Below are 19,862 nucleotides of genomic sequence, written 5' to 3' on the forward strand. Positions count from 1 at the left end.
CTTTAAAACTCTTTGAAAAAAAATGAATTGGTACAAAACCTAGTGGCAAAATATACAAAACCTGCTGGCAAGCTACATCCAGAGATTATCACAGCGTTGTGGAGCGAACAGGGGTTAAAGCTGGTGATGGCGGTTTTGATATCACTGTTAAAGATAAAACAACTTTGACCGGAGATATTATTGAAAGCACAGCCTCGGCGAACAAAAACAGCCTGACCACAGGAAGTATCAATACCAGTGATATCACCAACAGTGAGCATGCTACAGCCAGCAGTCAAGGGTTTAGCATTTCTGGGAATGACACGATAAAAAACATTGCCAAGAATGTTTTAAATCACGGCAAAGCCCATGATGAAGTGGAAGAATATACAAATCCGCTATCAGCGGTGCACCATCATCCTTACTGATATAACTGGACAGAGGGCGATGGGGCAAGATGCTGGACAAATCATAGGCTCTCTTTCAATAACAACATCGCAGCACAGAGCCCATCAGGGCTGTCACACCGATAGATGCCATATCGCGCTTGAGGGCATCGTGCATAATCGCTTAGACATGATCAATGATTTATCGGATAAAATATTTGGATACTGGGACAAAGTGCGTGAAATCGCAAATGTCAAAGAGCATCCTGAGGGAGAAGTTGAGCATGATGAAAATGGCAATGTAATCTATGCAACAGATAAAAATGTAAAACCTATCAAAGACAGTTATGAAAAACCGATAATTCTATACAAATTGATTCAATTAATTCATGGAGCAAAAAATGAAACAAACCTTAAAATTATTAAGTGTGATAACTCTATTGAGTATAGCTGGGTGCCAGTTTAATAAAACTCCCACATCTTCTATAGGGGCATGGGAAAAACTAGGAGCAGATTTTACAGAGGTAGCAAAAGCATTATTAGAATGTGGTATGCCAACTCCTTATGATAAGGTTCCAGAAAGCAGAAAGCTCAGCTACAATGCAAATGAAACCATTGATGCTTACATGCTCCTGTGGAAATCATAAAGCCGAAAACTTGCCCATTTGTCGTCCAGGTGCTATCATATCACAGCGCAGTGTCAAGAAACGCTTAAATAGCCCTTATTGTAAAAAGCATTCAGAACAACTTGAATGCAAATCTTAAGTCTTGCTTCAGCAGAGAAAGTCTTGTCCGTCCTTACGAAAATTTCGCTTGTAACGTGCAAGCAAGTGATTTTAATTAATACAACATGGAACAGGTTTTAAATGATAGAATCCTACAGTATTATTTTTTCCTTCAACATGAAAACAATAAATTATCCTTATAAATCAAACTGATGTGTCATGATGAAGATATTTATGCAAAGAATCTAAAAGTTTTTTTGCGAGTGTTTTAAGAAGTTCTTTGTTTTTCTTAATTTTAGATACAAAATACGAACGCTAAAGTACTAAAAGTAGATCATAATGATAAATAGACGAAACTTTGATGGCGCTTGGTTTTAAAAAAAGGCAATATTTGATTTCACTGTTTGCGCTGGCATTAATTTTGCAATGGCAGATGATAGTTTATTGCATGCAGAATACGGTTATTCAGATTTCGGTACAAAAATTTATAAAGAATATTATCATTAACAGTTATGCGAAACTTTAATGAAAATGAATCCAACTTTAATACACATAATTTTAGTGTGATTTAGTTTAAAAATTCTTATTGAATGCAATATTAAAAGTTTAAGAAGCTTTATTTGCAAAAATTCTTTATTTTTTTGTGAGTGTGTCATTTTTGCTACAGATCTTTCAAAAAAGATGCTCTATATATATTCCATTTTGGATATTTGGAGAGATTTTATGAATACAAAACGTTTAATAACGGCGTCTATTTTTTCTTTAATTTCAGCGTCTACAGCACTAGCTGCTGATGTTATGATTCCTCATCAGCCAGCATCATCGACTGCTTCTACCATTGTTGCACCTACTTTTTCATGGACAGGTCTTTATTTAGGTGTCCAAGCGGGTGGTTTTTCGAGCAAAGCGGATATGGCTCTTGTTGGTCAAGAAAAGAGTTTACCACTGGATAAAGAGTTCTCTCCTAAACTTTCAGGTTTTGTAGGTGGTTTTTATGCAGGTTCTAATATTGATCTCGGTGATAACTTTATTTTTGGCATCGATACGGATTTAATGATATCTGGAAAAAAACACACAAAGACCATTACTATAGGAGCGGCTGATAACACTACAGTAGAAAATGCAGTCGTAAGATCCCGCAGATCCGCAAAACCACAAACATCTCCAACCTCACAAGCAACAGCATTAACAGGAGTACAAACGCAAAAAGACACTTCAAGAACACCTGCAGGTACAGGAACTACAACAGGAGGGACTCCAACAGCAGGATCCACGTCAGAAAAATCTGTTGCAACGCAATCCAGTCAAGCACTAACTAAATCAGTAAATACAGTTCAACAACCACAAACAGGAGCAACACAATCAAATAAAGTAGCAACAACTAGAAGTTCTGGCAATGTCAATTCAACAGTAGAAAAAACAGTGGTAGTGGGAAGGGGAAATTCAGGAGTTTCAACACCATCATTAAAAACGCCATCTGCATCGCCAATACCACAATCAGCATCCTCTAAACAGACGGTGAGTTCAGTGCAATCGCCATCGTCCTCATTGGAAAGATCAGGTACAGGACCGACATCGGTAAGCGGAGTAAATGGATTAAAATCACCTGCACCTAAATCAATATCCTCTACCACAGGAGTAAGCTCACCAGAGCAGTCAACGCTTCTATTGGCAAGATCAGACACAGGAGATCAACCATCAGTAGGAGGAACAAATGGAGTAACTGCGTCTGCAAAATCTGCAGAAACATCATCTGTATCAGCAGGGGCTGTACAAGTGCAAGCTACTCCAACAAAATCGGTTGCTGTAAAACCCGCGCCCTCTATCTCATCAACGGGAACAGAAGCAAGTCAGCCAGCAGCAAAAGCACCTGCATCGGAACAATCATCATTAAAAGAAAGAACAGTACCGAGCGGAGGGACATTTGTCCTCGCGAGATCAGGATCATCTTCTGAAACAGCAAAAGCTTCCAATGGAACAAGCGGAGCTCAACAGGGAGGTCATCATGGCGCCCATGGTAGCGGAAATGCTAATCCGCATGGTGCATCTCATGCAGGTGGGCATGGCTCTGGTGCTAATCCACATGCTTCTCGTTCTCATGGTGGACAGAATATGGCTGGACACGGTGCACAAAGTACACAAGCGGTGGATAAGAACAATTCCAGTGTATATGGTATAGAACAAATAAAAAAGATGGCTTCTGAACTTGGTCTTGGTCAAGAGGATGAAGCTGAAACTTTAAATCATACTTTCAAGCAAAATTGGGGTGGTGCTACACGGGTCCGTATTGGTTTTGCTGCTGATCGCTTTATGCCTTATCTCGCTGGTGGTATTGCTTATGGGCAATTCCAAGACACTGTATCAATATCCGTTAAGGATGAGGATGGAAGAGTCGTTTCTTCTAAGAACTTAGCTGATGAAACAAAAACCATGATTGGTTACACACTTGGTGGTGGTGTTGATTTCTCGCTTCTGGATAATGTGATTGTACGTGCAGAATATCGTTACTCTGATTTTGGTAAAAAGAAATTTGCAAAGGAAAAACTTGAAGTTAACTACAAAACCAATGATTTCCGTGTTGGTGTAGCTTATAAATTCTAATTTTTTAAAGAGTAAATTTCTAAGAGGCTCCACTGTTAGTGGAGCCTTTATTTTTTTAAAGATCACTTTTTGGTTTCTTTTCTTGTGAATTTCATGATAAAGCCCATAGAGTGTGATGATATATTTTCCTGATCGCTGCTTAATACGAATGATAAGCTCGGCTTTCCCTATAGATAAAAACCAGAGTTGCAGGGTTCAGGGAAGTTATGCAAAAGTAAACTCGTAAAAGTGGACAGGAATATTTCACAATGACTGTGAAAAATGAAACAATAGATTATTCAAAAACTCTTTATCTCCCACAGACAAATTTTCCCATGCGTGCAGGTCTTCCACAAAAAGAGCTTGAATTGATGGCGCATTGGGAAAATATAGGGCTTTATGCGCAATTGCGCCAACAAGCAAAAGATCGTCCATTTTATATTCTTCATGATGGTCCACCTTATGCAAATGGTCATATTCATATCGGGCATGCTTTAAACAAAGTTCTAAAGGATGTGGTTGTTCGTTCATTCCAAATGCGCGGTTTTAATGCAAATTATGTTCCTGGTTGGGATTGCCATGGGCTTCCAATTGAATGGAAAATTGAAGAAAAATATCGAGCACAGGGAAAAAATAAGGACGAGGTACCTCTGAATGAGTTTCGTCAAGAATGCCGTGAATTTGCACAACATTGGGTAACCGTTCAAAGCGAAGAATTTAAACGCCTTGGTGTTGTGGGAGATTTTAACACGCCTTACACTACAATGGCTTTTCATGCAGAAGCACGCATTGCTAGTGAATTGATAAAATTTGCTATGTCAGATCAGATTTATCGTGGTTCCAAGCCAGTGATGTGGTCTGTTGTGGAGCGTACGGCTTTGGCAGAGGCTGAGATTGAATATCATGATCATGAATCAGAGGTGATTTGGGTTAAGTTTCCTGTTTTTGAAGCAAATTCTGATGATTTATATGGTGCTTATGTCGTCATTTGGACAACAACACCGTGGACAATCCCAAGCAATCGTGCAGTGAGTTATTCTTCGCAGATTTCTTATGGTATTTACGAAGTTGAAAGTGCTGAAAATGATTTTGGTCCTCAAGTGGGAGAAAAGCTTCTCTTTGCAGATGCTCTAGCGATGAGTTGTGCAGAAAAAGCCAAACTTGTTTTGAAGCGTTTGCGTGTTATTTCTGCTGATGAATTGAAAGCTCTTGCTCTTTCTCATCCACTCAAAGGTTTGGCGGGAGGGTATAATTATAAGATAGTATTGCTTGAGGGGTCGCATGTGACAGAGAATGCTGGTACAGGTTTTGTCCATACAGCACCAAGTCATGGGCGTGAGGACTTTGAAATTTGGAATGCTTATAAGCCTCTATTGGAGCAAGCAGGGATTGATTCATCTATACCATTTCCTGTCGATGATGCGGGTTTCTATACGAAAGATGTTCCGGGTTTGGGACCGGATCGTGAAGGGGGAGCAGCACGTGTTATTGATGATAATGGGAAAATGGGTGATGCCAATAAAGGGGTCATTAACGCTTTAATTAAAGCAGATCGATTATTTGCACGCGGTCGTTTGAAACATTCCTATCCCCATAGTTGGCGTTCGAAAAAACCCGTTATTTTTCGTAATACGCCGCAATGGTTTATTTCAATGGATAAAGATCTTGGGGATGGTTCAACTTTACGCAGTCGGGCTTTGGATGCTGTTTCAAAAACGCGTTTTATACCACCTTCTGGGCAAAACCGCCTAGCCTCTATGATAGAAGATCGTCCTGATTGGGTTCTTTCTCGTCAGCGTTCTTGGGGAGTTCCTATTTGTATTTTTGCGAATGAGGATGGTGTTGTTTTGAAAGATGAAAGCGTGAACGAACGTATTTTACGGGCTTTTGAAGTAGAAGGGGCAGATGCATGGTTTGCTGAAGGAGCACGTGAACGTTTTTTAGGTGACCGTGCGCATGAGCCTTGGATGCAGGTTCATGATATTTTGGATGTTTGGTTTGATTCTGGAGCAAGCCATAGCTTTGTATTAGAAGATCGGGCTGATTTAAAATGGCCTGCAGATGTTTATTTTGAAGGCTCTGATCAACATCGTGGATGGTTCCAATCTTCTCTTTTGGAAAGCTGTGGTACGCGTGCTTGCTCTCCTTATAAGGCAGTGATCACACACGGTTTTACTTTGGATGAGAATGGTAAGAAAATGTCTAAATCTTTAGGCAATACGGTTGTTCCGCAAGAGATCATTAAAACATCTGGAGCTGATATTTTTCGTCTTTGGGTGATGACAACAGATTATTGGGAAGATCAGCGTTTAGGCAAGAAAATTCTTCAGACAAATGTGGATTCATATCGTAAACTACGCAATGCAATTCGTTGGATGCTTGGAACTTTAGCACATGATGATGGAGAAGAAATATCTTATGGTGCACTGCCGGATCTTGAAAAATTTATATTGCATAGGCTTTTTGAACTTGATCAGTTGATTAATCGCGCTTACGATGAATTTGATTTTAAAAAGATTATGCGTGCATTATTGGATTTTTCAATCATTGAGTTATCGGCATTTTATTTTGATATCCGAAAGGATTCTCTTTATTGTGATGCGCCTTCATCAAAAAAACGCAAGGCCTCCTTGCAGGTTGTCCGTGAGGTTTTTGAGCGTATGGTAACATGGCTTGCTCCAATGTTGCCTTTTACTATGGAGGAAGCTTGGTTAGAGCGTTACCCAGAAAGCCAATCAGTGCATTTGGAACAATTTCGCTCTGTACCAGAAGAATGGCAAAACCAATCTTTGGCTGAGCGTTGGAAAAAAATTCGGCAGGTCCGTAAAGTTGTGACAGGTGCTTTAGAACTTGAACGTGCTAATAAGCGTATTGGATCCTCTTTGGAAGCTGCGCCTATTGTTTTTATTTCCAATCTGGTTTTACGAGAGGCATTAGAAAATGTGGATATGGCGGAGATCTGTATTACCAGCGCACTCACAATTACGCAGGATACAATGCCTTCCGATGCGTTTACTTTGGATGATGTTGAAGGTGTTAGTGTATATCCAAAGAAAGCGTTGGGAAAAAAATGTGCTCGATCATGGCGTTATACACAAGATGTTGGAAGTGATCCAGCTTATCCGGATGTATCTGCTCGTGATGCAGCTGCTTTGCGGGAATTGCGGATTCTTGGCAAGATTTAAAGTTTTAGATCAAAGGAAAGAAATGCAAGTATATTTCTCGTATTGATGAATATAGTTTTTTGTGGTACGAAAAAATTCCGTTGTTTTATCTGCAGGGGGGGGAAATTTGTATATGGACCGTTCTCTCATAAATAACGGGAATATTAATCAGCCATATACTTAGGAAATGGGATAAGCAGTGAGAAAATGTGAAGTAAAAATATTTCCAATAGGAATTTTAGGTATATGCTTTGTTTTAACGGGATGTAATGCGCCTACCTATGGTACCAATAAACCAGTTTCGATACAGTTTTTTGAAGATGTTGCTAATATCACTTCATTAACACCAACAAATAACAGCAGCCAGATTGTTATGAAACCCCATCCAAAGCTTATAATACCAAGTCCTAGTTCACGCAGGTTTTTACCGGTGCCACAACAAGATAAATCTGTCAATAAAATAGCAGCATCGAAGCAGCATCGGGAAAGTACTCCTTTTCCTCACAAGCGATCATTAGTTAATGGCGCTGGTTCAGAAGATCCTTCACAGTTGAGTGCGAAGCAACGACAAGAATATTTACGTCGTCAGAGAGCACAAGTTGGAAGTTCAAAATACCGTCGCTATCTCACTGAACCACCTTTAAGTTATCGCCAACCGGCAAAAATTGCACCTATTGGTCGATAAGAAAAAGACAAAATAAAAGTATGCGAAGTATTCTTCTCATTACTTATGACACCAAGTTCTCGTTCATGCAGCGTTATAATGCTGCTGCAAGCTGGTTGTTATTTCCATGAAATAGCAATATGGCTATAGCATCGAGAGAGTGGTTCGGCGTCACTTTTTTAACAGAAATATCTTTTAAGTCCATTTCACAACGTTGTTTGTGTGGATAGTATAACGTGAAAGCCATTGAAAATTAGCAGCTTTATTCTTATGAAGGAGAGAACTTATACCATCATTTTATTTTCCAGACTCCAATGTTGTGACAATTTTTGCATTTGAGAGCTTTCATAAAAGACATTTTTAGTCTTTTCTAAATCGTTTTTTATCTAGACAGTAACCTCACTTATGAGTGCCAAGAAAGAGATTTTATTGATTCAACGTCATTTGAAATGAGAATATTCCACGATATTTTGAGCTTTATAGTTTATATAAAAATATTTTATATAAAAAGCAATGAATTATTTTTATAAATCAATATGTTGTATAATAGAAATAATATTCAATATTAAAAGAGTGTGAGAGAAAAAATATTTCAAAATAGCTTTCGCTATATCAGAAGGATGAATAATCTTTTTTAAGAAATAGGATAGTTTCTAAAGAGTAAAAGTTATGGAAGAAGAATTGTTTTTAGTATCGCTTTTGTACAAAAAAATCTTTAAGTAATTGAGCTGCTTCTTTTTCTTTAAAACCAGAATAAATCTCAGGTTTGTGATGACAGGTTGGTTGCTGATAAAAACGTGGACCATTTTCTATAGCACCTCCTTTGGGATCATTTATTGCGTAATAGAGACGTCGTATGCGTGCAAATGAAATGGCAGCAGCACACATAGCACAAGGTTCAAGTGTTACATAAAGATCGCAATCAGGAAGCCTTTCGCTTTGCAATGTTTTGCAAGCCATACGGATTGCGCGTATTTCTGCGTGTCCTGTAGGGTCATATGCAGATTTTATAAAGTTACCAGCGCGTGCAATGATAGCTTTTCCACGTGTAATGATAGCACCTACGGGAACTTCATCTTTTTTTGCAGCTTCTTGCGCTTCTAAAAGGGCTATTTCCATGGGCGTCAAAGTCATAATATTCTTCCTACTGAAGGTATAGAAAATCTAAAGGTTATCTCGATAAGGAATGCTATGGAATGAATAATTTATTACGCTTTTATAATGAAAAGAATACCTCTATTTTTTTAAGAGTTTAAAACAAACTTGCAAGTCAACAGATACATTATTGTCGTTAAAGGATAGAAAATGATAAATGATTATGCTACTTCATTTTTCAGGATAAGCGGTATGGTGCATGTGAATAATTTTCTGAACATACTTGCAAAGATTGGTTTGAAACGCAAATGAATGAAAATAATGAGAGTGAACGAATTGCTAAAAGATTAGCGCGTGCTGGTGTTGCTTCGCGTCGAGATGCAGAAATGATGATTGTTTCAGGTCGTATTTCTGTGAATGGTAAAGTCGTGAAAACGCCAGCTTTTAATGTTAGCCGCTCTGATGTTATTAAAGTTGATGGCAAACCTTTACCTCCTATAGAACGAACGCGTTTATGGCTTTACCATAAGCCAGCAGGTCTTGTCACCACGAACCGTGATCCTGAAGGTAGACCTACAGTATTTAGTAATTTACCAAAAGGAATGCCGCGTGTTCTTTCTGTAGGAAGGCTTGACATTAACACGGAAGGGCTTTTGCTTTTAACCAATGATGGTGGCTTAGCGCGTGTATTAGAACTTCCTGTAACGGGGTGGGTCCGCAAATATCGCGTCCGTGCTCATGGAAGAGTAAAACAGAGTGCGCTGGATAACCTTAAAAATGGTATTGCGATTAATGGTATTTTTTATGGTTCAATTGAAGCATCAATTGAACGCGAACAAGGGTCGAATATATGGCTTTCTGTTGCTTTGCGAGAAGGAAAAAATCGTGAAATAAAGAATGTTTTAGGGGCATTGGGATTATCAGTTAATCGATTAATACGTGTATCTTATGGTCCATTTCATCTCTCTGATTTAGAAGAAGGAGCTGTGCAAGAGTTAAAAGGGCGGATGTTACGAGATCAGTTGGGAGAGCGTTTGATTATGCAAGCCAATGCAGATTTTGATGCTCCTATTCTTAAGCCATTTTCAAATTCTGCAGTTGTTGCAGAAAAGAAAAGCCAGAAAGATCTTTCTGTTGCAAATGATGGTTGGGTTTTCTCAAGTGAAAGGGTGATACGACGTCGCTCAAGAGATGGTTCTGTTGAACATAGTCGCGCACGATTAAGTACAAAATCTCATGAAAATGTAAAAAAGGAGAAAAGTGAAGAAGGAAAAGTAGAGCGTTTTCTACCGCGTTCTCGCCGTGCTAATGTTTGGATGGCTCCTGGTGCACGTCCGCAAAGTGCACGTAGAAAGCCTTCCTATAGTGAGGAGAAATCGCATGGTTATAAGAGCGATTTGGATGGTAGAAAGTCCTTTCATCGAGGCAAGGAAAAACTAAAAGAAAGTTCGTCACACAAAGAGAAGAGGGAAAGTTTTGTTCAAAAACGTGGCAAAATATCTTATGACGAGACGCATCCCTTTGGTAAGAAAGATCGCTTTTTAAAGGATAAAGAGAAAATGATAAAAGGTGGTCATGATGAGCGTTCTTTTGAGAGAAAGAAAAAAGTAAAAACATTTGGTGGTTCTATGAAAAAATCTAAATCACAGAGTGATGGTGCAAAAACTTCGAAGCGATTTGGAGGTCCACGTGCGGATTATAGGCGGTAAATTTGCTGGTCGTGTTTTATTTTCGCCTGTTAATCAGTCGATTCGCCCAACGAGTGATCGTACACGTGAAAGCCTTTTTAATATTCTTTCTAGCCGTGAAGAACAATTTTGGACCAATAAACGCATTCTTGATCTTTTTGCTGGTACGGGAGCTTTAGGCATTGAAGCACTTTCACGTGGAGCAAAGGCTGCTGTTTTTGTTGAAAATTCAGTTGAGGGGCGTGGAGTACTTCAAAAAAATATCGAAGCTTTTGAATTGCAAGGGATTGGACGGATTTTGCGTCGTGATGCAACCAAACTTGGCAATATTGGAACAATGCTTCCATTTGATGTTATTTGCGCTGATCCTCCCTATAGCCGTTGTTTAGGTGAACGTGCTTTTGTAGAAGCTTTGCGAGGAGGTTGGGCAAAAGCTGATACACTCTTCGTGCTCGAAGAAAAGAAAGATACGATTATTCATTTACCAGATATTTTTTATCTAGACGATGAGCGTTTTTATGGTGAGACAGCAATACGTCTTTATAAATTACGATTGCTTACATCTTGAGAAAGTTCTTGTTTTTATCCGATAAGATAAAAAAATGTTTTTTCACAGTTTTCTTCATTTTATATGGTTTTTAAAAGGTCAAGCAGAAAGTAAATAAAAGATTCTAATGTTAAAGGAATTGATGAAGTTTTATTAGCTTTACTACAGAAGGATGTTTTTTCTCCAATAGGATATATATATCCTCGATAATAGTTATGATCTTTTTTGTCTAATTTCTTTCTGCTATACCTTAATCATTACATTTCATCAGCAGTTGAAAGCTTTAAGCTATGCAGTCTGCATTTATATTTTAATGATGCGTAACTTTTATTTTTTGTTATTGTCTAAACTTAAAAAAGATATTTTGTTTAGTATTGAAAATATTGTTCATTTATCCTGAATATTTGTGTGTTTAGTTTAGTAGTATCGCTTGTTGATTTAATCATTACATATTAAGTAGATCTGAGAGTATTAAGTATCTTATCGTTGTGCAGCTTTAAGGATACTTTTTTATATTATTTTTTATCACTAAAGATAAGTAATTTATAAAAAAGGGGAGATTATCATGTTTAAATGGATATATAGTGAAGAAATTAGTACAGAAGCAAGTGCTGAGAAAATTTGGGCTATATGGGAAGATGTGGCATCATGGCCTTGCTGGGATAGTGAACTTGAGTGGGTAGAACTTTCTGGTCCTTTCAAAGAAGGCGCTATAGGACGCATGAAACCTAAAAAAGGACCTACAGTAACTTTTACACTTGATAAAGTTATAAAAAATGTTTGCTTTTCTGATTATGCTAAACTTCCTTTTACACGTATGAGTTTTAATCATGAATATATTTGTTCAACAAAATCGGGTTCTTCAAATAACAAAATTCGTCATACTGTAATTATTTCTGGCTTACTTGCTCCTTTATTTGGAATGATTATTGGATCAAAAATTAAGTTACATCTTCGCGATGCAATGATTGAAATGAGCAGGCGTGCTCTTACTGAAAACAAAACCATCTTGTAAGGGTGTGCGTTTATAAAGAAGTTAACACCTTAAAAAAGGTGCAGAAATTGTAACTTATTATTAGAACGGAATCAGTTATGAGTATACGGCAACCCAATGAGCTACGGAGCATTTTTTAGTTAGCTGTTGAAATCGATTCAAATCATCTTACGGGATTAATTTTGCGCTAAAAATCTTATGAAATTCATTGAAAATGAGAAAGTTTCAGAAGCTCATTGTTTCTCTTATGATGTAGGCCAATATCGTCATGATATTTGCTGGTTTCTAATGTTGCGATAGCTTTTGCATTTAAAACCTTCATAAGAGGCATTTTGATTTCTTCTTAAATAGTTTTCATTCATATGCCCCTTATTCATGATATGCTCGCAAATAGTTGCGATTGACTCAACATGAATAGGTTCGAAACAAAGAGAATTTTATGCTATTAGGCTTTTTTATACAAATTACAAAACAATAAATTATAAGTATAAATCAAAATATTAATTTTATTGAAAGATTACAATATAATTTCTTTGATTACTTTTAAATATAAAAAATGAGTTCTTTATGATATTACGTCCATTAGGGTAAAGAAGTTTATGACTGCTCATTTTGTTGAAACCATAATGGAAGGAAATATTTTTTACTCTGTTTAAGTTTTGTTTCATTTACAAGAGTGCCGTCTCATTATGAGAGAGTTTATAGAAGAAAAGAAGTGTATACAAATATAAGGCATTTTCTTGATTCTTGCTTGGAAATTAAAGAATGCTATAGGAAAGAGATGAGGTAGGTTTTTTACTACCCAGAGGAAGGAAGACCTGTGATTTAGATCATTTTATGCTTTTCGAATTTTTGAGGATTTTGGCTTAAATTCAAGTGTTATTGCTAAGACTTTTGTTAATTGTCAATGTTCTGTTGATTTGATTGTCAGTGGAGATTTGGCTTCTAAAATGATAAGGTCCAATGAGCAATCTTGCAACTAAAGAGATTTTACGACATATTGCATCTTTTCATAAAGAAGCGAAAAAGGAAATGATTTAATGCATTAAAAGAAAAAGAATGCATGAAATGTGCATAATCTTTTGTCAGAATGCTTATCAATGTAAATAATAAAATATTTTAGGGAGTCTATAATGACTGACAAGAACCAGATTGAGAAAGCTGTTTCATTGGTTGAAGCAGCAAGGCGTTCTGGGGCCGACGCTGCTGATGCTGTTATTGTTCATGCACATTCCACCAGTGTATCTGTTCGTTTTGGGAAAGTCGAATCGACAGAATCTGCAGAGAGCAATGATTTTACTCTAAGGGTTTTTGTTGGAAAAAAAGTAGCAAGTGTTTCTGCTAATTTAGGATCTTATCCGCAAGAACTTGCGGAACGTGCTATTGCAATGGCTAAAGCTTCTCCCGATAGTTTATTTGAAGGTTTGGCAGATAAAGAGTGTTTGGTTAAGAACCCTAAAGATCTTGATCTTTTTGATGATTTTATACCCAGCAGTCATTTTTTAACAGAAGATGCTTTAAAAACGGAGGCAGCAGCTCTTGATGTTAAAGGTGTAAGCAATTCTGGTGGCGCTGCAACAGCTTATGGCCGTAGTGGACTTATTCTTGTGACCAGTGATGGTTTTTGTGGAGCCTATCGTTCCAGTTGTTTTTCACGTTCTTGTAGTGCTCTTGCAGGTGAAGGAACACAGATGGAGCGGGATTATGATTATACAACAGCCTTACATTTTTCTGATTTAGAGGCAGCAGAAACTGTGGGAAAGAATGCAGGGCTTGGTGCAGTTCGACGTTTGGGTGCAGTTCGTGCGGCGACTGGGGGCGTTGATGTTATTTTTAATCCGCGTACGGCTCGTGGAATTGCAGGGCATATCGCATCTATGGTCAATGGAGCCTCTGTGGCTCGAAAAACGAGTCTTTTACAGAATTTCCTAGGCAAGGAAGTGATGAAGCCTAATGTTAATGTAACCGATCAACCTTTGCGATTACGTGGAAATGCTTCTCATCCTTTTGATGGAGAAGGGGTAGAGGGTAAAACACTCAATATTATTGAAAATGGTATTTTAAAAAATTGGCTTCTTTCATCATCTACAGCGCGTGAATTGGGACTTAAAACAAATGGACACGGTATGCGTTCGGCATCATTAGTGCAGCCGACCAGTACAAATTTTGCTATTGAACCGGGTTTAGTATCGCCTTGCGATATGATAAAAGATTTGCGAAATGGATTTTATGTGACCGAATTATTCGGTCATGGCATTGATTTTATTACTGGTCAGTATAGTCGTGGGGCTTCCGGTTTTTGGATTGAAAATGGTGAAATTGCTTATCCGGTGAGTGAAGTAACCCTAGGCTCTGATTTGCTTCATATGTTAGCACATTTAACACCTGCCAATGATATTGATCGGCGTTATGGTACAGCAGCTCCAACATTGTTAATTGAAGGGATGACACTTGCAGGAAAATAACATGCATCATTCTTCTGATTTAAATCTTTTGCGTGACGTTTGTCGAGAGGCAGGAGATTTAGCAATGCGGTATTTTGGATGCACGTTGGATGTCTGGATTAAAGAAGGTAATTCCCCGGTCAGTGAGGCAGATTTTGCTGTCGATCATTTCTTGAAAGAGAAGCTTCTTGGAGCACGTCCAAATTATGGATGGATTTCAGAAGAAACAAAAGATAATCGAGAACAACAAGATTATAAGCGCTCCTTTGTCGTTGATCCTATTGATGGGACACGTGGTTTTCTTTCTGGCAGTACTTATTGGTGTATTTCTGTTGCTATTATTGAGAATGGGCGTCCTATTGTGGGCGTTTTACAATGTCCGGCTCAAGGGGATGTTTATGCAGCTGTAACGGGTGAAGGAGCAACATTAAATGGAATAAAACTTCCTCGTTTAGCCTTTGAGGTTCATCGAAAATATAAAATTTCACTTGATAAATCGCTCGCACAAAAATTACCAGATGATTTTCTCAATCAAGTCAGTCTTTACCATTATCTTCCTTCTCTTGCTTATCGTATTGTTCTTGTTGCTCAAGATGAAATTGATATCGTATTAGTTCGTCCAAATTGTCATGAATGGGATATTGCCGCTGCTGATCTTATTTTGCAGGAGTGTGGAGGGTGTTTTTTATCACTTGATACTCCTTTACTATCTTATGGAATTGAACCTTACCAATATGGGCTTTTAATTGCTGGTAAAAATAATTGCTGTCAGGATATGATAGATGTTGTTCGTCAAGCAAAGTTAGTTTAATCACATAAAAAGCGCTAAAATCATTTGAATGATATGGAGGCACATATGACTGAAACAAAGGAAAAAAAACAATATTTACATCTTGTATTTGGTGGGGAATTAAAAAGTCTTAACAGTAATCAATTTAAGAATCCTGATGATTTAGATGTGGTTGGTATTTTTTCAGATTATCAATCCGCTCAAGAAGCATGGCAGGCAAAGGCACAAAGCAGTGTAGATAATGCATTGCAACGTTATTACATTGTAGATTTGCATCAGTTTCTTGATGCTGAATCAAGCAATGCAGAATAAAGCTTAAATATTTGGTCATTATAGCCTGTAGATTGCTTCATACTTTTGTGATCGTCCCTTCCATGGCATTGTTATTCGGGTAAAAAAAGATGCCGTAGCAAAGAATATTCATGTTGTTTAAAACCTATATGTTTTCTTAAGGAAATATCTTTCAAAGCTCTCAGCTCATTTCATAATGGTGCCCTTGTCAAGATATAAATCTATTTCGCATGATCATCTTTACGCTTAATACAAAGTGTAAGATAGCTCCATTAAACTATTTACAACAGCAATATTATCATGACAGGTTTTTCTCAAAGTTCATAATTATAGTGTGAATAGTCATCCTGTGCTTGAATGAGGTATAAGATATTAATGCGTTAAGGCTGATAAAAAGCATAACATTGCTAATGATGCCAATCACTGCCCTGTTGAGAACGTTGGCAACTTTACTTATCCATGAGAATTGTTTCAACGAATTATTACTATAAGCTTAGAAACCATGAAAGTCATTAGAAGCTTACCAAAATTAGAAATTTAGAGAAACTAAATAGATTTCTGCAGTTAATTTACCTTATAAGTTTTTTTGAGTATTTGTTTAAAGCTATAATCTATAAGTTAATCATTTTGTGTTGATGATATACAATCTTAAAAGGAATAATATATTGCGCTTTCTTTTCAAAAGAGAGGATTTAAAGTTTTGAAAACTCTTATTCAAATTGTTTTAATACTTTTAAGAAATTCTCTATTAAACAAGATTAGATTTTTCGGGATTACCTTTAAGAGATTATATTTCACAATTTAAAATGATAGCTCTATATTTTACAAAATTTTTGTTTAAAGATTAGTTTTATATATATAATTTATCGTTTTGCAAGTTGGGTGAGAGTCCCGAATATCGTAGATTTTTCTCATTCCAAACTTGTTTATGTTGAATCAATCAAAATCACGTGTTTGCACATCACAAGTGGGGCCAACATATGAATAAAAATTGTTTAAGAAAGGAGCAAAAATGCCTATAATGAACCGTCTTAGGAGCTAAGGGTTGTCACGACATTAGGAGTTGAAAAATAGTGTGATGATGCCGGTGTGCTATTGCAGCAAGCGTAAAGGCTCAATAGATTTTACGCTATGCCTTTCGTGGGAGTCGTTGTGAAACGGGCTTGGGAGCGGGCATTGGGGTATGTTTCTTTAAAAAGCCTGGGAATATGCAACTCAAGTGTATTATTTGTTTGGAGCGTTTTGTTCTTTATAACGGATGTGACTCTATTAAAGAACGTGAAAAACAAAAGCATGAAGCAATGCGTAATCTCCATTATTGAAAAGACATTACTCTAGATACTTTTGAAAATCCTAAAGCTGAATTAAAAAATGATGGTAAAGATGGAAACTGGTTTGCACCTTTACGTTTTCATATTCTCCCTAAATTAGGCTATTTTCACGTTTCAGAGATTACCCAAACAGAGATACACAATACACTTGCCCCTATCTGGCATACAAAAGCTTGGAGTAGCTCGTACTGCATTGAACCGCCTCAATTTTGTTTTAAACATGCTGCTGCATTGGGATAAAATCATAAAGATTGAGCTACCGCTTAAACATATTTTATTTGTTGTATTTATACAGGTTGTAATGTCTGTTGTTTTTTTTTTTTGAAAAATTGACAACATCTAACATATTTAAAAATAAGTTTTTCCCCAAAAATACCAACGTGCAAAATTCAAAGTCTCACTAAAATCATAAGAAGTATTTATTCAGTGAGTTGAAAAAAATGATACAATCTATGTCATAGGTTTATCATTTATATTTTCAAAATTATAATCAACTGAATTGTAGTTTTGTTATTTTTGAGTAAATTTTTTATAGGGTGCAAATTGAAATGATAAATCGATATAATTGAAAAAACTTCATTAAAGGGAATTCAAATAATGTGTATATGTTATTCTTATAGGAAGATTTTTGAAAAAACGTGGGATAAAATTACGTTTCTTTTTTCTTTGTGTATTGAGTTTTCTCATGGCGGAAGCGTTTTTTATCCAAGATACGTGTGGTATTTAAAATAATTGATGCACCCAATAGTGTTGATGAATTTTTTAACAAAATAAGTATATAGATATCTTAAAATAGCTGGATGAGGTGATTTTAAATGGTAGAATTAAAGGCACATGCGGCTCTTTTAACCTATCGAATAATTGGTTTTTGCTTATGTCCTGTTATTCCTTTTTATTTATTTTTTCGTTCTATCCGTGGAAAAGAAGAGTGGTGTCGCAAAAAAGAGCGTTTAGGCAAAAGTTCTCATGCCCGTCCCCAAGGTTCGTTAGTTTGGTTGCATGCAGCAAGTGTTGGAGAAACACTTGCGCTTGTTCCACTTATTGATTATATTTTATCATTAGGAATCAATGTATTAATGACAACTGGGACGGTGACATCTTCCACTCTTGTAAAAAAACATTTTGGTCATCGGTTGATTCATCAATATGCTCCTTTGGATTTAGATTTTGCAGTGCGCCGTTTTATTCGTCATTGGAAGCCTGATCTCGTCTTAATTTGTGAATCAGAAATTTGGCCTCTTCGTATTAAAGAACTTGCAAAAATGCGTATTCCGCAGATTTTGGTTAATGCCCATATGTCTGAACGTTCTTTTAAAGCTTGGCAAAAACGACGTGTTCTTGCCAAACATATTTTTAAGGATATTGATTTGGCGATTGGTCAAAATGAAAGAGATGTAGCTTATTACCATACACTTGGCGTAAAATCTGTTACGTTTTCTGGTAATCTCAAGGCTGATGTTTTTCTGGTTGAAAATCAAGAATTGCTTGCACGTTATCGTAATGCTATCGGCAATCGCCCAGTTTGGGCTGCTGTTTCAACGCATGAAGGGGAAGAGGAGATTGCTTTTGAGGTCCATAAAATTGTTAAAAATTATTTGCCAGATTTATTAACAATTATTGTGCCTCGTCATCCTGAACGTTCAGAAGATCTTATCAGAAAATGCGATAATAAGGGGTTAAGTTTTATTCGTAGGAGTAGAGATGCTGTTCCAAACATGAATACCGATATTTTATGGGGAGATACCATTGGAGAAATGGGACTTTTTCTTCGCTTATCGAAAGTTTCTTTCGTTGGTAAATCCTTATGTGGAAATGGTGGACACAATCCATTGGAATTGGCTTTGCTTGGTTCCGCTATTTTGACAGGACCCCATGTTTCAAATTTTCAAGAGATGTTCAAACAATTTCTAACACATGATGCAGCATATATGGTTCAAGATACAAAACAGCTTGCTATTCAGGTGTATAAGCTTTTAACAAATGAAACATTGCGGCAAGAAATGGTTGATAAGGCTCATGAAGTGGCGACAGGTATGGCAGGTGCATTTGAGCGCACATTAAAGATTTTAGATCCATTTTTACAACCCCTTGTAATACAAACAGGTTTACGTCAGCGTCAGGGTAGATATGCATATTAGCGCCCCTCGTTTTTGGTGGAAAAATAAAAGCTTTTTGCGTTTTGTGTTAGCTCCAGTTTCATGGGGGTATGGTTATTTTTCAAGTCGTTTTATGACAAGACAGCCTCCCGTGATTGATCTGCCAGTTTTGTGTATTGGAAATTTTACATGTGGCGGTGCGGGTAAAACGCCGGTTGTTATTGCTTTTACAAAAGTGGCTAAAGAACTTGGTTTCGTACCTGGTATTGTATCTCGTGGTTATGGTGGATCAGTTAAAGGGGTACATCTTGTAAATGAGAAATATGATACTCCATATAGTGTCGGAGATGAGGCACTTTTACTTGCACAGCATGCTTTTGTAGCTGTATCACCTAATCGTTATGCAGCAGCACAACGGCTTAAACAAGAGGGATGTAATCTTATTTTAATGGATGACGGATTTCAAAGTCGCCGTCTTTATATAGATTATGCGTTACTCGTTGTTGATGCGATGCGCGGTTTTGGTAATGGAGCTGTCTTTCCAGCAGGACCTTTGCGCGTACCATTAAAAACGCAGTTTTCTTTTATGGATAGTGTTTTATTGATTGGTCATTCCGATGCGCCTGATAATGTCGCTTTTCTTGTTTCGCGTACTGGAAAGCCTTTATATCGTGCTCATCTTAAAGCCAGTGCCTCTGATGAGGTTTCAGGAAAATCATTTTTGGCATTTGCTGGTATTGGCAATCCAGATAAATTTTTTAAATCTATTAAAGAATTGTCCGGTCATGTGGTGCAAACTTACATATATCCAGACCACTATTTTTTCACAGATAAAAATTTAAAAAGCCTTATACAAAAAGCTAAAATGCACAATTTATGGCTAGCAACAACAGCTAAAGATTATATCCGTATACAGACAATTCACACGCAAAAAGGTTTGAAAAATCTTATTGTCTTTGATGTGAATGTCGATTTTGTTCAAAAAGACTTCTGTCGTATGGTCCTTGAAGAGGTCATGACCCGCTTTAGAAAACGTTCCCTTGAATTTTCTTGTCTAAAAGGCAAAGGCTAAATTTGTAGCTTTCGAG

The 19,862-nt window shown here is 37.1% G+C and carries 14 protein-coding genes and 1 pseudogene; 14 read left to right on the forward strand and 1 reads right to left on the reverse strand.

The genetic code is table 11. The features are described 5' to 3' along the window. The first annotated feature begins 98 nt into the window (after positions 1-98). The 6 genes and pseudogenes from ACFINA_RS07310 to ACFINA_RS07335 all read left to right on the forward strand — a co-directional run bounded on the left by ACFINA_RS07310 (position 99) and on the right by ACFINA_RS07335 (position 7,519). Entirely contained in the window at positions 99-407 is a 309-nt protein-coding gene (locus tag ACFINA_RS07310) for a hypothetical protein (protein WP_375615338.1), read from the forward strand. After that, entirely contained in the window at positions 349-831 is a 483-nt protein-coding gene (locus tag ACFINA_RS07315; protein WP_375615339.1) for a hypothetical protein, read from the forward strand. Before ACFINA_RS07310 ends, ACFINA_RS07315 begins: the two co-directional genes overlap by 59 nt. Beyond that, positions 767-1,130, forward strand: a pseudogene (locus tag ACFINA_RS07320) (hypothetical protein). The gene ACFINA_RS07315 and the pseudogene ACFINA_RS07320 overlap by 65 nt, the downstream one beginning before the upstream one ends. Before the next feature lie 683 nt (positions 1,131-1,813). Next, complete coding sequence (locus ACFINA_RS07325; protein WP_375615340.1) at positions 1,814-3,691, forward strand: outer membrane beta-barrel protein; 1,878 nt, start codon at positions 1,814-1,816, stop codon at positions 3,689-3,691. Between the two features lie 248 nt (positions 3,692-3,939). Then, positions 3,940-6,855, forward strand: a complete 2,916-nt coding sequence (ileS, locus tag ACFINA_RS07330) for an isoleucine--tRNA ligase (RefSeq protein ID WP_375615341.1) — start codon at positions 3,940-3,942, stop codon at positions 6,853-6,855. Positions 6,856-7,033: 178 nt separating this feature from the next. After that, positions 7,034-7,519: a hypothetical protein gene (locus ACFINA_RS07335; protein WP_375607333.1), complete on the forward strand. Its 486-nt coding sequence runs from the start codon at positions 7,034-7,036 to the stop codon at positions 7,517-7,519. Positions 7,520-8,185: 666 nt separating this feature from the next. On the opposite strand, the gene ACFINA_RS07340 is transcribed toward ACFINA_RS07335, so the two are convergent. After that, entirely contained in the window at positions 8,186-8,632 is a 447-nt protein-coding gene (locus ACFINA_RS07340) for a nucleoside deaminase (protein ID WP_375607334.1), read from the reverse strand. Positions 8,633-8,901: 269 nt separating this feature from the next. Between ACFINA_RS07340 and ACFINA_RS07345 the strand changes: the two genes are divergently transcribed. The 8 genes from ACFINA_RS07345 (at position 8,902) to lpxK (ending at position 19,846) form a co-directional block, all read left to right on the forward strand. Beyond that, on the forward strand, positions 8,902-10,302 hold the full coding sequence (locus tag ACFINA_RS07345) for a pseudouridine synthase (RefSeq protein ID WP_375607335.1): 1,401 nt from the start codon (positions 8,902-8,904) through the stop codon (positions 10,300-10,302). Next, positions 10,283-10,849 (forward strand): 16S rRNA (guanine(966)-N(2))-methyltransferase RsmD, encoded by a 567-nt coding sequence (gene rsmD / locus ACFINA_RS07350; RefSeq protein WP_375607336.1) that lies wholly within the window; start codon positions 10,283-10,285, stop codon positions 10,847-10,849. Before ACFINA_RS07345 ends, rsmD begins: the two co-directional genes overlap by 20 nt. 544 nt (positions 10,850-11,393) lie before the next feature. Next, on the forward strand, positions 11,394-11,843 hold the full coding sequence (locus tag ACFINA_RS07355) for a hypothetical protein (RefSeq protein WP_375610790.1): 450 nt from the start codon (positions 11,394-11,396) through the stop codon (positions 11,841-11,843). 1,112 nt (positions 11,844-12,955) lie between these two features. Further along, positions 12,956-14,287 carry a TldD/PmbA family protein gene (locus ACFINA_RS07360; protein ID WP_375607338.1) on the forward strand — a complete coding sequence of 444 codons (1,332 nt, stop codon included), beginning with the start codon at positions 12,956-12,958 and terminating at the stop codon, positions 14,285-14,287. After that, positions 14,274-15,077, forward strand: a complete 804-nt coding sequence (locus ACFINA_RS07365) for a 3'(2'),5'-bisphosphate nucleotidase CysQ (protein WP_375607339.1) — start codon at positions 14,274-14,276, stop codon at positions 15,075-15,077. The genes ACFINA_RS07360 and ACFINA_RS07365 overlap by 14 nt, the downstream gene beginning before the upstream one ends. A 45-nt stretch (positions 15,078-15,122) precedes the next feature. Beyond that, positions 15,123-15,368, forward strand: coding sequence for a DUF4170 domain-containing protein (locus tag ACFINA_RS07370; RefSeq protein WP_375614747.1), 246 nt, complete (start codon positions 15,123-15,125; stop codon positions 15,366-15,368). 2,125 nt (positions 15,369-17,493) lie between these two features. After that, the gene (gene waaA, locus ACFINA_RS07375; protein WP_375610838.1) at positions 17,494-18,816 is read left to right on the forward strand and encodes a lipid IV(A) 3-deoxy-D-manno-octulosonic acid transferase; all 1,323 of its coding nucleotides are present in this window, start codon (positions 17,494-17,496) and stop codon (positions 18,814-18,816) included. Continuing rightward, positions 18,806-19,846, forward strand: coding sequence for a tetraacyldisaccharide 4'-kinase (gene lpxK, locus ACFINA_RS07380; protein ID WP_375615342.1), 1,041 nt, complete (start codon positions 18,806-18,808; stop codon positions 19,844-19,846). Before waaA ends, lpxK begins: the two co-directional genes overlap by 11 nt. Positions 19,847-19,862 lie beyond the last annotated feature (16 nt).

Source organism: Bartonella sp. AC10YNML (assembly GCF_042196825.1).
Taxonomy (GTDB): Bacteria; Pseudomonadota; Alphaproteobacteria; order Rhizobiales; family Rhizobiaceae; genus Bartonella.